The organism is Terrimicrobium sacchariphilum (assembly GCF_001613545.1).
In the GTDB taxonomy this organism is placed as follows: Bacteria; Verrucomicrobiota; Verrucomicrobiia; order Chthoniobacterales; family Terrimicrobiaceae; genus Terrimicrobium; species Terrimicrobium sacchariphilum.
Map to the genome: position 1 here is coordinate 3,358,889 of NZ_BDCO01000002.1, position 14,013 is coordinate 3,372,901.

The following is a 14,013-nucleotide window of genomic DNA, read 5'->3' on the forward strand; positions in this document are numbered from 1 at the left end:
CCCGACGCTGCAAGGATGCCGCTGGCGAGGAAATTGAAAATCCGAGCTCCACTCGAAATCCAGCGGGTCATTAGCGCCCGCCGGGCTACCGCCAGGGCAGCGCACCCAAACCTCCGCGACGACCGCCGCCACACCCGCCGACGCCAATGACCGGCTGGAGATCGAGCCAAAAACCAGTCAATACACCCGCCCACCGCACCGCGAATTAGAGCGCACGCCTCCCGGCGCACCGCCGCCCATCACCACGCCGGCCCGTCGCACCCGCAGCGAAATTCTTCTTCCAACCCCAACCCGCACACATCCCATGCCCGCCAACACATTCAACGGCTTCACCCAATACGGCATCGGCCTCGGCCTGCGCGTGCCGCACTACCAGCACATCCTGGAGAAAAAACCCACCTGCGACTGGTTTGAGATCATCTCGGAGAATTTCATGGTCGACGCCGGCCGCCCGCTCCACGTCCTCGACCAGATCCTCGAGCAATACCGCGTCGTCCAGCACGGCGTCGCCCTCTACTTCGGCTCCGCCGACCCGCTGAACCGCGACCACCTGCGCAAGCTGAAGCGCCTCGTCCGCCGCACCGGCACCCCCTGGCTCTCCGACCACCTCTGCTGGGGCAGCGTCGACGGCCGCTACACCCACGACCTCCTCCCCATGCCCTACACCTTTGAGGCCGCCCGCATCACCGCCCGCAAGATCCGCGAGGCCCGCGACTACCTCGAGGTCCCCATCTGCGTGGAAAATGTCAGCAGCTACGCCGAGTACCACGTCTCCGAGATGACCGAGTGGGAATTCCTCACCGAGGTCGTCGAGCTCGCCGACTGCGGCATCCTCCTCGACGTAAACAACATCTACGTCTCCTCGCAAAACCATGGCTTCAACCCCATGGAGTACGTGAATTTCCTCCCCGCCCACCGCGTCGGCCAGATCCACATCGCGGGCCATTCGCGATTCGAGCGCTACATCCTCGACACCCACGACCACCCCGTCCTCGACCCCGTCTGGCGTCTCTACGACCGCGCCATCCAGCGCTCCGGCCACACCGCCACCCTCCTCGAATGGGACGACCGCATCCCCGCCTTTGACGAAGTCCACGCCGAAGCCCTCAAAGCCCGCCGCTACCTCGACACCAAACTCCCCGCCCCGGAAAAAGCCGCCGCCTGAGAGCCTGTCTGAAAAAGGACGATAGGCGGACGGCAAGGCGCGGCAACAAAGCATATCCGCTGCGATACGTGCAGGGGTCGGAACGCGAGGAATCAGCCAATACTCCACCACCCATCACCCGAAAACCGCCAGCTGCCGCCACGCAAAAACCTCAGAGCATCCGCTGAAAACCACCCCGCATCGGAATCCAAGCCGCCCCGCCTTCCTCGCACGACAAACCAACGAAAGCAAGCACACCCCTGCCGCTCACACCGCCGACACACCACAGCCACACATCGAGCCATCAAAATGAAAACGAGCGAGCATCCCGCCCCAAAGCCCACCCGGCGAAAAACTTCCGACTTCCGCAATCCCACTTCCGACTTCGCCATGCCTCTGAAAACTCCCCTGGCCTCCCTCCAGCGCGAGGTCGCCCGAATCATCATGTCCCCGCTGACGAAGGCCGACCGCATGCGCACCCGCCAGCCAGGGGGAGCCAATACCGCCGCGCTCGTCGAGGATTTCATCAAGCCCAACGACCGACTCACCTCCTTCGAACGCCTCGAAATCTACAACCGCCAATACTGGTTCCGCCTCCTCGACTGCCTCTATGAGGACTACCCCGGCCTCTGCGCCCTCCTCGGCCAGCCCCGCTTTCACCGGCTCCTCATCGCCTACCTCACAAGATACCCCTCCGCCTCGCCCGACCTGCGCCACCTCGGCCAGCGCCTCCCCGCCTTCATTGCCGAATCCCCCGCCCACACCGCGCCGTACCAGGCCGTCGCGCTCGACATGGCCCGGCTGGAGCACGCCCAGTCCCATGCCTTCGACGCCGCCGAGCGCCGCCCCATCACCACCCGCCAGCTCGCCGCCGCCACACCCGAGACGCTCCGCCTCGACCTCCAGCCCCACGCCACGCTGCTCGCGCTCCGTTACCCCGTCGACGAGATCGTCATCCGCCTCATGCGCGACCACCTCCGCGCCGACACCAGCGCCGCCCAGGCGGATCACAGCGAACAGCCGCCGCGCAAATACCACCCCGCCATGGCCCACCGCGTCCGCCCCGAGTCCGTTCACCTCCTCGTCTACCGCGCCGACCACAGCGTCTATTTCAAGCGTCTCAGCGCCAGTCAATACACCATCGTCAGCGCATTAGCCGCAGGCCGCACCCTCGCCGAATCCGTCGCTCCGCCATACAAGAGAACAGACGAGTCCTCCACGACCGATTCGACCGAAGACCTTCGCTCCCTTTTTTCGCTCTGTGCCGCTCTACGGCTGTTATGCCCATCCCGTTCCCCAAGCCGATGAAATCTCCATGCCGCTGGCCCCGAGCACTTCGTGCAGGCATCTCACGCAACCGAAATCGCGGTGAAAATCCAGGATTCCTCGGAAAGCTCGCTTAACGCGCGCTCACGATCACCGTGGCAGTCTGGCCGGCGACCAGACGGGTGGGGCCGCCCGGTGCGTCGTCGATGGAAACGCGCACTGGCACGCGTTGTGGGAGTCTTACCCAGCTAAAGGTTGGATTCACATTGGCCAGCAGTCGACTGGAGTCCGCGCGGTCGCGATCCTCGATCCCAGCAGCGATGCCCGCCACATGCCCTACAATGCGACTTCCCGCGCCCATGAGCCTCACCGTGACGCGGTCGCCCAACCGAATGCGCGGGAGCTTCGTCTCCTCAAAGTATCCGGCAACGTAGTAGGAATCCTCATCAACAATGGCCATGACGGGCTGCCCGGAGGTGACGTAATTTCCCTCGCGCAGCGAAAAGTTTGTCACATAACCATTCACCGGAGAGCGCACCTCGGAACGCTCAAGATTGAGCCGTGCCACGTCGCGATCCGCCTCGGCCCGGCGCACGACCGCCTCGCATCGGGTGACGGCGGTAGTGAGTTGATCGAGCTGCTGGTGGGAGACCCAGCGGCCCTCCATGGGGCGATTGCGGGCGAGCTCCCGCTGAGCGAGAATGAGCGCGGAAGTCGCGTCGGCCAGTGCGGCTTCGCTCTGCCGCAGGGCGAGGAGAAACCGCGCCGGGTCGACACGGAAAAGCATGTCGCCTTTTTTCACCGATTGGTTGTCTTGCACGAGCACACCGGAGACCGGCCCCGAGACATCCGGGGCAAGCCGAACGATGTCCGCACACACCCGGCCATCGCGCGTCCATGGGGCGTTCATGTAGTAATCCCAGAGAAACAGGGCAGCCACGGTGATCGCAGCGATGGCAACAGCCAGGGCTGCTACGCGCCGGGAAAGAAGTGAGGTGATTTTCATGGATTCAGAAATGTGGTCGCCCGCACGAGAGCCGCGAAAAGCACGACAAACATCGCGATTTCATAAACCGGCTGCCCGCACATCCGGCGCCCCAGCGGCCAGCGCGCCAGCAGGCGGGACAACCCCGCCTTGATGACGTAGGCCAGGATTCCCAGCACAATAGGCGTCGGGATGAAGATGCCAAAAAGATCAATCTCGGCCGTCATGCCCCCGCCTCCGCAGTAGATAGTAATACCGGCGCCGGTGCGTACGGAAACAGGCATCGCCTCAGCCCCGTCAGAGCGAGCAACAAACGACCAAAGGCCGGCTGCGTCGTCTGGCGGTCATTCACCACACGCATTGCCTCATCCACCCGGGCCAGCAGCGAGGCTCCGGGACGCACCGCCGCATCACGCAGCCGGGCGCGAAAATGGTACTCCAGCTCCTCCAAAAGCCGTTGCGTCTCCGGTAGGGAATCCCGCTGTAACCGCTGGATATCCGCGATGTTCAATCCCGTGCGCACATCGGCAAGCACGTCGGCACCTGCCATTCGCGAGGTCGCAGGCAGGGCCAGCAAACGGGGAGCCAGATGCCCGAGGTGATCCACCATCCGCCGTGCCAGGGCATGAGCGCGCCAGGATTCCCCGGTGCTAGCGAGTCCCGCGAGGTCCGACCAGAGCGTCCTGAGCAGCCGGCGCGCCCCGTCCTCTGCATCGGCGGAGCGAAACAGCCGCAGAATGACGATGGCGATCGCGCTGCCTGCGAGTGCGGCCATCACACCATTGGCAAACAGGGCCATGTCCATGGCAAAGGAGGACTCCAGCGCGAGAAACAGCGTGGTGTTTGCACAGATCGCAAAGGCAGAGAACCCCCACCGGGGCGTGGCCATGAAAGCGCCACAGAGAAACAGGAATGGAGCCAGCACCACCATCAGCGCGGCAAAGCCGTCCACCCACGGAAGGATGCCGAAGAGATAGACCGCAGCGATCACCGCCGCAGCCGCCACACAGCCCGTGTGCAGCCGGAGCAAAGGCAGCGGATTGTCAAACGCCGCGAAGATGCAGCAGAAAATCGCGGTGAGCTGCGCGCCGGTGTTTCCATCCTTCCAGCCCGTCCCGAGCCAGATGGCCGAGGCGAGCAGTATGCCCACGAAGGCAGCAAAGCCGGATGTCCAGGCCAGACCGGCATCGAGACGAGGCAGAGGCCAGCCCCTCGACCCATTCGCCAGCCGGAGCCGACGGGGCACGTCTTCCCGCCCGAAGGCAATGGCGTCGCGCAGGATCAGGCAATCCTCCCAGACCTTGACCACCTCCGCGAGGCGCAGGCAGAGATTGCGCACGAGCAGATCATCCCAGGCGCCGCGACCGTGAAACTCCACCGCGAGGTGACGCAGTTCCCTGCGCAGACTCATCCCGGTCCGGAGCGTCCCCATCCTCCCCTCACGCATCCACTCCGCCACCCGACCAAGCAGGGAGGGCAATGCCGCAGGCACGCCTCCGGGCAGACCTCGCAGGGCGGAGAGTCGATCCGCCACCCCAAGCAACAGAGGAATCAACGCCGTCATGCGCAACTCCAGCAAGCTGAGCTGCTCACGAGCGTGCCGCAACGCCGAGGTATCGTAAGGCAGCGTGGAAATCAGCCCGGTCATTCCCGCCATGTCACCGGCGAGCCGCTTCGCGCCGCTGCGAATCGCCCGGTCATCCGCCGCCGTCGCGAGCGTGTCTCCCGCCCACTCCGCCGCATCGCCCAGCCAGCCCTCCATACGCGCCGCCAGAGTCGGCCCCGCGTGACGCGGCAAGACCACCCGGCTCACCACAGTCGCGCTAACAATGCCCAGCGCGATCTCCGTCGCACGGGATGAGGCAATATCAAAAAGCGCGGCAGGGTCCGCGAGGTTGGTGAACCCGATGATCGCCGCGGTATATCCCGCCAGCATGAAGAAATAGGACCGGGGCGAGCGATCGAGCAGGCTGATGGCCAGACACCCGCCAACCCAGGCAGCCACGCCCAAGGCGAGGAGTTCTGGAGAATTCACCAGCGCCGGTACGATGAGCAGTGTCGCGGCTGCCCCGGTCAGCGTGCCCAGCAGGCGATACAGCGCCTTGGAGGTGACCGCTCCAGCGAGCGGCTGGGCTACGACATAAACTGTAACCACGGACCAATAAGGCCGGGACAACCCAAGCCGAAAAGCGATCCACAGCGCCAGCCCCGCTGCCAGCAGGGTCTTTAGCGAAAAGAGGATTTCGTTCCAGCCAAGAGGAGGAATGCCGCGCCGCTCATTCATCGCGCCCGCCACCCGGCGTTTCCTTCAGGAGGTTGTGATCCACGCACTCCAGCACGCGAATCGTCTCCCCCAGGCTCGCCTCGTCGATTCCCTCCAGAAAATGCCTGCGTAGCCGGTCCACCTCGCGCTCGATGATCCGCGCACGATTGCGCCCGGCCTCGGTGAGCGAGAGCAGCTTGGCCCGGCGGTCCGTGGGATCTTCCTCGCGACGGAGCAGTCCGTCCGCCTCGAGCATATCGATCACCCGCACCAGCGATGGACCCTCCAGACCCAGTTCCTCGACCAGCGCACCCTGCCGGATTTGCCCCTCCCGGGCGAGAATCAGAAGCGGCAGGCCAGTCGCCTGGGTGAACCCCTGGTTCGCCAGCGCCTGATCGACGCGACGACGCCACCGCCGGGAAATCTGGATCACCAGCTTCGCAAAATGCGCCCGTTGGTTCGTCTGTTCTCGCATGGTGATTTTAGTTAACATGCTATCTATTCACATGCAAACTGATTATTTTACCGCGACATTCCACTGGCAGGCGGTGCGGGTTTGCGGGATGATCGCAGCATGTCCCCTGCTGAGTTTGAAAAACTCGGGATGCTCTACCTCGGGCGTCCGGTCGATGGTCCCACCGATGCTCCGTTGCTCTACGATTCCCGCGACCTCGTGACCCATGCGGTCTGTGTCGGCATGACTGGCAGCGGCAAGACCGGGCTCTGCCTCGCCCTGCTGGAGGAGGCCGCCATCGACGGCGTGCCCGCCATCATCATCGATCCCAAGGGCGATCTCGGCAACCTGCTCCTGACTTTTCCCGACCTGCGCCCGGAGGACTTCCGCCCCTGGATCGTGGAGGACGACGCCCGGCGCAAAGGCATGGAACCGGACGCCTGGGCCGCAAAACAGGCGCAGACGTGGAAGGAAGGCCTTGCCGCGTGGGGACAGGATGGCGAGCGCATTCGCACGCTGAAGGAAAAGGCTGACTTCGCCATCTACACCCCGGGCAGCACCGCAGGCATCCCGGTAAATCTCGTCAACGCCTTCCGCGCCCCGGATGACATCGCCGACGAGGAGGCTCTCGCCGAGCGGGTGCTCACCGCCGTGGCCAGCCTGCTCGGCCTGCTGGGTTCCAATGCAGATCCGTCAAAGAGCCGCGAAGGCGCGTTCCTCGGAGCGATTCTTTCCCACGCGTGGAAAGCGGGCGAAGACCTCGACCTCGCAGCGCTCATCGGGCGCATCCAGCGGCCGCCCTTCCAAAAGATCGGCGTGCTCGACCTGGAAAGCTTCTACCCGGAGAAGGAACGCTACCAGATGGTCGTCGCGCTCAACACCCTGCTGGCGTCGCCCGGCTTCGCCGCGTGGAATGCCGGGGAGCCGATCGACATCGCACGCTACCTCCGCGACGACACGGGCCGTCCGCGCCACGCCATCTTTTCCATCGCGCATCTCGACGACGCGCAGCGGATGTTTTTCGTCTCGCTCCTGCTCAATGAAATCGTCTCCTGGATGCGGCGGCAGAGCGGCACGACGAGCCTGCGCGCTCTCGTCTACATGGACGAGATTTTCGGCTACCTCCCGCCTGTGGCGAATCCCCCTTCGAAGCTTCCGATGCTCACCCTGCTCAAGCAGGCGCGCGCCTTTGGTGTCGGCGTCGTGCTCGCCACGCAAAACCCCGTCGATCTTGATTACAAGGCGCTCTCCAATACCGGCACATGGTTCATTGGCCGTCTCCAGACCGAGCGTGACAAGGCCCGCGTCATCGAGGGTCTGCTCAGCTCCTCGTCGCAGCTCGACAAGAGCCAGCTCGAGGCGCTCCTCTCCAGCCTCGGCAGCCGGAAGTTCCTCCTCAACAATGTCCATGACGACGCGCCGGTCGTCTTTGAATCGCGCTGGGTCATGAGCTACCTGCGCGGCCCGCTGACCCGCGACCAGATCCGCACCCTCATGGCCGGCCGCACGGCGACAAAACCCACGCCTTCCGTCACCACTCCCCCGCCGCTCCCGCAGACAAATGCGCCAAGCGTTCCGCCCGGGATTCGTCAATTCTATCTCCCCTCCGATGGCACGCTGCGTCCGCGTCTCGTCGGCTCGGCCCGCGTGCGTTTTTCCGATACGAAGTCCGGCGCGGAGGAAACCCGCGACCTCCTGCTCGCGTCCGCCATTCCCGATGGCCTCGACACCGCCGCGTGGACCGAGGCCGTCGATGCGGAGCCCAAGGACTTTACCACTACGCCGCCCGCCGAAGCCCTCTTTGCCGAGCTTCCCGCCGCCGCTACGACTCCAAAGAGCTACGCGCAGTGGGAAAAAGACTTCACCCGCTGGATCGCCGACAACGAACGCTGCCGCCTGCTCAGCGCCGCCGCGCTCAAGCTCACGGCCAAGCCCGGCGAGAGCGAAGCCGACTTCCGCGCCCGCGCCTCCCTCGCCCAGCGCGAACTCCGCGATGAAAAGGTCGACGCCCTGCGCAAGAAATTCGCTCCGAAACAAGCCGCCCTCGCCACCCGCCTTGCGCGAGCCGAAGCCGCCGTGGAAAAGCAAAAGGAGCAGGCCCGCAACGCCACCTTCTCCAGCGCCATCTCGATCGGATCGACGCTTCTCGGTGCCTTCCTCGGACGAAAGACCATCAGCGCCTCAACCATCAACCGCGCCGGAACCGCCGCCCGCGGTGTGGGCCGCGCCATGCGCGAAGGAGCCGACGTCGACGCAGCAAAGGAGTCTGTGGAAACCGTCCTCGCCGAAAAAGCGCAGTTCGAGACTGATTGCGCCGCCGAGCTGGCCGCCCTCAGCGCCAGCCTCTCCGAACCCGAGATCACCGCCCTCGACCTCAAGCCCGCCCGCTGCGGTATCACCGTGAACTTCTTCGGCCTCGGCTGGATCTAGGGCATCGCCGCCGCATCCGGCAGACGGCCTTTCCAAACCCAGTCGAGCTTCTTCTGCGGGCTCCGCTCGTTCGGCGAGCTCACGCCGCCATCGTCCTTTTCATTCCACCCAACTGACCAGAGCACGTATTCCTTCCCGTCACTGCGATAGTGCATCGGCCCGCCATTGATGACATCGCGGGGTATCTCATCGAGATACTTCGGTACCAGCTGATCCAGCGAAGAAGGAAGCGCCTTCTCGGAAAGCGCATATTCCTGAATAGCACAGGCAATACGCGCCTGACGCAATCCCGCCTCGATGCTGGCAGCTCTTGCAAACATTTCCTTAACAGCCGGAATCGCCAGGTACGTCACCAAACGCCTGTATCGATTAACTCCACGAAGAGACTCATCGATATTCGCATTGAGCGCCTCCAGCATCGCAGGAGTAACCTGACCAGGTTCGCTGCTCAAATAATCGAGCCACTTTTGATAGGTCTGATTCAGAAACGCCCGGTCTCCATCAAAAAAAGCGAACTGATAGGCGCCCAGAAGCAGCTCCTGCGGGAAAGACCACTGTTCTCCAGATTCCGAAACACCGCCCGCAGTTTGCAGCGTCTTCGTGAATTCACCCAGAGGCGCTTTTTTGAGCTGATCCATGACCTGATTTCCAAAAGCCCGCTCACCGCGCAGGATTCCGACCACCTGCCACAGGATGTCAGCGTTTACCAGTGCGTGCTGCACTTGTCCCGCCTGGTTGGCATTCCAGTCCGAGACCGAGGTCTCGATCACTGAAATAGCGATGCTATACAGAGAGAGTTTCACGAGATACGAGATCAGCGTGACATCGTCGTCGACGGTTTGAGGCAACCGCAGGATCAGGAGCATCTCATCCGCTCCGCTATTTTCCTGCTTCAGGACAGCTTTTGCCCGAGCCATCATGGCGAGGATTTGCCCCGATTTCATCAAGGCATTCAAATGCGGAAGCAGCATCGCGGTTCCCTTTTCATAGTTAATCGGGAACCTTGCCGCCGAGCGCAGCGCTAATCTGTGCAGAGTGGCAAAATCACTCTTCATTGGTTCATACGTCGCCAGAACAAGCGCAGCCTCCTCGGGAGTATAACTCCGGTTCAACGCACGCCGGTTTATCACACGACCAACATCAGCGCATTTTCCTTCTTTGATCGATTCTGCCAGGGACGGAAATTGCTTCTGAAGCGCAGCCGCTTCCTTCGCGCTTATTTGCATGTCAAAAAGCTCAATTTTTCCTTCAGCATTCGGCTCCCAGATCGGATCGGCGAAGAAATTCTGCTCCGGAGGCAAGGGTGGAAAGACGATATCCGAGAGACTCAGCACTTCCCCGCGCCTCTGCAATTCCGCCTTCGTCTCCGCCCATTCGCGCCGGCCCTGATAGGAAAACCATGTGCCCGCCAGAACGATCAGGGTGACCAGAAGCAAGAGGAGGAAGCCAATGCATGATAAAATTTTCCGCCAGGGAATTCTTTTCATCATCGAGAGCGGATTCACGTCACGAAACGGCGCAGTCATTACAATAAGCCTAAAGCGCCCTCCACACCTCCGGCAGGCGGCCCTTCCAAACCCAGTCGAGCTTCTTTTCCGGCCTCCGCTCACTCGGCGAACCCTCGCCCCTATCGTCCTTTTCATTCCACCCGACCGACCAGAGCACGTATTCCTTCCCGTCACTGCGATAGTGCATCGGCCTGCCGCTGATGACGTCGGTCGGAATTCCTTCGAGATACCGCGGCACGAGTTGATCCAAGGCGGACGGAAGCGCCCTTTCGGAAAGGGCGTATCTTTGAATGGCGCAGGCAATACGCGCCTGTCGCACTCTCGTCTCCACGCTGGCAGCTCGGGAAAAGGCGCTGGTCAAAGCCGGCATCATCACCAACGTCAAAACGTGACGGTACCGATTCATCTCCTGCTTTTCCCTTTCCAACTCGGTGCCGATATTCTCAAAGTCGTGCGGATGCACCCTGCCAGGTTCCTTCTCCAGGCTATCCAGCCATCGCTGATGCGTCTTGTTAAAATAAGCCCGGTCGCCGTCGAGAAACGCAAAGCGATATACGTCAACAAATATCAGGGCAAGTCCAGTCGGACGATTTTCGACATCAGAAACGCCGACCATCATCTGCAGGGTTTTTCCCACCTCTCCATGTGAAGCCTGTTTCAACTGGTCAACAAGTTGATTTCCAAAAGCGCGTTCTCCGCGAAAGGCTCTTGCCGCTTGCTTCAAGATATCGCTTTGCCCGAGGGCCCGCCCGACTCTTTGCGCCTGTTCGGCATTCCAACTCGGCACCTGCTTTTCGATAACGTCCAGGGCAAGCGAGTCGAGTGAAAGCGCCACGAGAAAAGAAATAAGCACCGGTTCATCATCGACCGTACGCGCGAGACGTAGGATCAGCAGAATATCGTCCACGCTCTGCTCGGTCCGCCCTACCGCCGCCTCTGCCTGGGCGCGCCTCAGGAGCACCTGGCCCAGCTTGAGCAACGCCGTAACATGATGCAGGGGCATGGCCAAACCTTTGGAGTAGTCCACTGGAAACCGCGCCTCCGGGCGCTTCGCCAGCCGCTCCAGAGTATCAAGGTCTCCCTGCACAGGCTCCAACACAGCGAGCACGAAAGCCGCCTCCTCGGGCGTCATGGTCCGATCCTTCGCTCGCCGTCCGACTGCTTGCACAACCTTGACCCGGTCTCCTTCCTTCACCAAATCGGCCACACTGGGAAAGCCCGCTTTGAGGTGTGCTGCCTCTGCCGGACCGATTTGCAATGCAAGCAGGTCGACCCTACCGTTCGCATCCGGCTCCCAGATCGGGTCGGCGAAAAAGTTCTGCTCCGGCGGCACAGGCGCAGGAACCAATCCTTCATAGCTCAGCACTTCCCCGCGCCTCTGCAATTCCGCCTTCGTCTCCGCCCACTCGCGCCGCCCCTGAAAGGAAAACCATGTGCCCGCCAGGACGATCAGGGTGACCAAGAGCAAGAGGAGGAAGCCGATGCTGGATAAAATTTTCCGCCAGGGAATTCTTTTCATCATCGAGAGCGGGTTCATGTCACGAAACGGATTTGTCATTACAAGAAATCTAGAGCTCTTTCCAAACCGCCGGCAGGCGTCCCTTCCAAACCCAGTCGAGTTTCTTCCAGCGAATTTTCTCCTGGGGTGAGGCTTCGCCGCCATCATCCTGGTCGTTCCAGCCGACTGACCAAAGGACGTATTCCTTTCCGTCGCTACGATAGTGCATTGGTCCGCCGCTGATGACATCCCCGGGTACATGCTCCAGATACTTTGGAACGAGCTGATCCAATGAGGAGGGAAGCGCCTTCTCGGCGAGCGCATACCGTTGGATGGCACAGGCGATTCGCGCCTGTCGCACCTTTGTTTCCTCGTCGGCGGCCATGGAGAGGAAAGTTTTGAGCTTAGGCGAGATCAAGGAAGTCAAGGCATGCCGATAGCGATCTGCTCCTTGGATTTCCTGCTCAAGATCGGTTTCCAGCCTCTCGACCTCACTCGGCTGCAACATATCCGGCTTCTCTCCCAGGCGATCCAGCAAGCGTTGATATGTCTTGTTGAAGAATGCCTGATCCTCGTCGAGGAACATAAACCGATAGACGCCGACCAAATCCCATGCAACTCCGGGCAGCTTCTCTCCCCAGACATCGGCGGTTATGCTTTTCGCATTTTTGGCCATCTCCGCCGCCGAGATCTGTCTCGATTGGTCGAAGAATTGATTCCCAATCGCTCGCTCACCTCGGAGCACTTTAGTCAGCTTCTTCAGGACATTAATCTGCCCAAGAGCCAGTTCGATATCTTGTGTCTGCCGATCACTGAAGGTGGGTAGCTGCCTTTCAATGAGACTGAGGGCCAGTACATCAATGGACGTCGCCACGAAAAAAGACATCATGATCGGTTCGTCATCGACCGCGCGAGACAAACGCAGCATCAGAAGAATCTCATCCAGGCTCTGTTCAGTCTGGCCTAAGGCATCGTGAGCCTGAGCGCTGCGCCAAAGCATCAGTCCCGCCTCGAATAATGCCCAGTCGTGCGGCATCGGCATGAAAACACCCCGAGAATAGTCAACAGGAAACCGTGCCTCGGAGCGCCTCCCCAACCTGCGAATGGTGTCGAAGGTCGACTGAACCGGCTCAAGCAGAGCGAGCACGAAGACAGCCTCCTCCTGCGTCATGCTTCGATCATTTGCCCGCTTGCCTACAGCTTGCACGAGTTGCCGGCGATTTCCCTCTTTCACCAGATCGGCGAGGCCTGGGAACTGCGCTTTCAGGCGTGCCGCCTCCCCCGGGCTGATCTGCGGATCAAAGAGACTTATCTGGCCCTCCGCATTCGGCTCCCAGATTGGGTCGGCGAAAAAGTTCTTCTCGGGCGGCACAGGTGCAGGAGCCAATCCCTCAAAACTGAGCAGCTCTCCGCGCTTGAGCAATTCCACCTTGGTTTGTGCCCACTCGCGTCGGCCCTGATAGGAGAACCATGTGCCCGCAAACACGAGCAGGGTAACGAGAAGCACGATCAGAAAGACCAGGCCGATGGCGATTTTTCGCCACCGAGCCTTCTTGATGAATTGCAGGGGGTTCATGGCTAAAGCCGGGAGCGGTCGAGGTTGAAATATTCCTGCTGCCATCGCGCGAGCAGGACGCGGCGCTCGCGAAAGCGATTGGCTGATTGAGCCAGTTCCTCCGCCGTCGGCGGCTTCACCGGATGGTTCGAGGCGAGGAGAGCGTCGCCACGGGGGCCGGAGAAATTCAGCGCGGCGATCACGATCCACAGCGCGGCCACGGCTGCCCACGCCACGGGATGAGGCCAGAGCCACGCGAGGAAACCACGCCGGGCCTTGCGCGACTGCTCCGCAGCGTGGGCGAGTATGCGGGTACGCAGGGCCTCGGGCGGCTTGGCCAACGGCAGCGCGGCGAGTTGATTTTCCAGGTCGCTCATTTCCATTCCTCCAAAGTGGGACGCAGCAGGTCGCGGATTTTGTCTATTCCGTAGCGATAGCGGCTCGCGGCGGTGTTGGCTGGAATGCCGAGCACCTCGGCACATTCGGCGAAGGTGAGGTTTTCCCAGAGTTTCAGGTGCACCACGCTACGCTGCTCCGTCGGCAGGGCGGCCAGGGCGTGTGAAGCCGCCTCGCGAAAGGCGACCGCATCCGGGTCCTCCGCCGGGGCAAAGATTTCCGGCGGCTCGGCCTCGAGCGGCTCCAGTCGGCGATTGCGCCGCCACAGGTCGATCAGCCGCCGATGGGCCATGCGTAGCAAAAACGACCGGACGTTTTTCACCCCAGCCAGAGTCTTCGGCTTCGACGCCAGCGCACAAAAGACGCCCTGCAGCACATCCTGCGCGTCATGTTCACTCTGCGCGAGATGAAGCAGGAACGCATACAGCGCGCGGGCATGCTCGTCATACAGCGCGGCCAGCCAATCGTCGGACATCACGGTAATGACGCCGGAACAGGCCCTTTTTGTCTATCC

At 61.9% G+C, this 14,013-nt stretch carries 12 protein-coding genes; 3 read left to right on the forward strand and 9 right to left on the reverse strand.

All coding sequences use genetic code 11. The features are described 5' to 3' along the window. Window positions 1-304 precede the first annotated feature (304 nt). Entirely contained in the window at window positions 305-1,165 is an 861-nt protein-coding gene (gene bufB, locus TSACC_RS15785; RefSeq protein WP_075080186.1) for an MNIO family bufferin maturase, read from the forward strand. 288 nt (window positions 1,166-1,453) lie between these two features. After that, window positions 1,454-2,452: an HvfC/BufC N-terminal domain-containing protein gene (locus tag TSACC_RS15790; protein ID WP_075080187.1), complete on the forward strand. Its 999-nt coding sequence runs from the start codon at window positions 1,454-1,456 to the stop codon at window positions 2,450-2,452. A gap of 91 nt (window positions 2,453-2,543) precedes the next feature. On the opposite strand, the gene TSACC_RS15795 is transcribed toward TSACC_RS15790, so the two are convergent. Genes TSACC_RS15795 through TSACC_RS15810 form a run of 4 tightly spaced genes read right to left on the reverse strand, consistent with a single transcriptional unit; the run spans window position 2,544 to window position 6,151 of the window. Next, a complete protein-coding gene (locus tag TSACC_RS15795; protein ID WP_075080188.1) occupies window positions 2,544-3,416 on the reverse strand; it encodes an efflux RND transporter periplasmic adaptor subunit in 873 nt (290 codons plus the stop codon). Beyond that, window positions 3,413-3,622, reverse strand: a complete 210-nt coding sequence (locus tag TSACC_RS15800; RefSeq protein ID WP_075080189.1) for a DUF1656 domain-containing protein — start codon at window positions 3,620-3,622, stop codon at window positions 3,413-3,415. The genes TSACC_RS15795 and TSACC_RS15800 overlap by 4 nt, the downstream gene beginning before the upstream one ends. Then, window positions 3,619-5,679: an FUSC family protein gene (locus tag TSACC_RS15805; RefSeq protein ID WP_075080190.1), complete on the reverse strand. Its 2,061-nt coding sequence runs from the start codon at window positions 5,677-5,679 to the stop codon at window positions 3,619-3,621. Before TSACC_RS15805 ends, TSACC_RS15800 begins: the two co-directional genes overlap by 4 nt. Continuing rightward, the gene (locus TSACC_RS15810; RefSeq protein ID WP_101927853.1) at window positions 5,672-6,151 is read right to left on the reverse strand and encodes a MarR family winged helix-turn-helix transcriptional regulator; all 480 of its coding nucleotides are present in this window, start codon (window positions 6,149-6,151) and stop codon (window positions 5,672-5,674) included. The genes TSACC_RS15805 and TSACC_RS15810 overlap by 8 nt, the downstream gene beginning before the upstream one ends. A gap of 81 nt (window positions 6,152-6,232) precedes the next feature. On the opposite strand from TSACC_RS15810, the gene TSACC_RS22565 reads away from it, so the two are divergent. Then, on the forward strand, window positions 6,233-8,542 hold the full coding sequence (locus tag TSACC_RS22565) for an ATP-binding protein (protein ID WP_075080192.1): 2,310 nt from the start codon (window positions 6,233-6,235) through the stop codon (window positions 8,540-8,542). Here the strand turns inward: TSACC_RS22565 and TSACC_RS15820 are convergent. The 5 genes from TSACC_RS15820 to TSACC_RS15840 form a co-directional block, all read right to left on the reverse strand. After that, complete coding sequence (locus TSACC_RS15820) at window positions 8,539-10,068, reverse strand: hypothetical protein (protein WP_075080193.1); 1,530 nt, start codon at window positions 10,066-10,068, stop codon at window positions 8,539-8,541. The two genes, TSACC_RS22565 and TSACC_RS15820, sit on opposite strands and share 4 nt — an antisense overlap. A 10-nt stretch (window positions 10,069-10,078) precedes the next feature. After that, window positions 10,079-11,608: a hypothetical protein gene (locus TSACC_RS15825; protein WP_075080194.1), complete on the reverse strand. Its 1,530-nt coding sequence runs from the start codon at window positions 11,606-11,608 to the stop codon at window positions 10,079-10,081. Between the two features lie 10 nt (window positions 11,609-11,618). Next, window positions 11,619-12,977, reverse strand: a complete 1,359-nt coding sequence (locus tag TSACC_RS15830; protein WP_153811474.1) for a hypothetical protein — start codon at window positions 12,975-12,977, stop codon at window positions 11,619-11,621. Between the two features lie 149 nt (window positions 12,978-13,126). After that, the gene (locus TSACC_RS15835; RefSeq protein WP_153811475.1) at window positions 13,127-13,480 is read right to left on the reverse strand and encodes a hypothetical protein; all 354 of its coding nucleotides are present in this window, start codon (window positions 13,478-13,480) and stop codon (window positions 13,127-13,129) included. Further along, entirely contained in the window at window positions 13,477-13,974 is a 498-nt protein-coding gene (locus TSACC_RS15840; RefSeq protein WP_075080197.1) for an RNA polymerase sigma factor, read from the reverse strand. The genes TSACC_RS15835 and TSACC_RS15840 overlap by 4 nt, the downstream gene beginning before the upstream one ends. Window positions 13,975-14,013 lie beyond the last annotated feature (39 nt).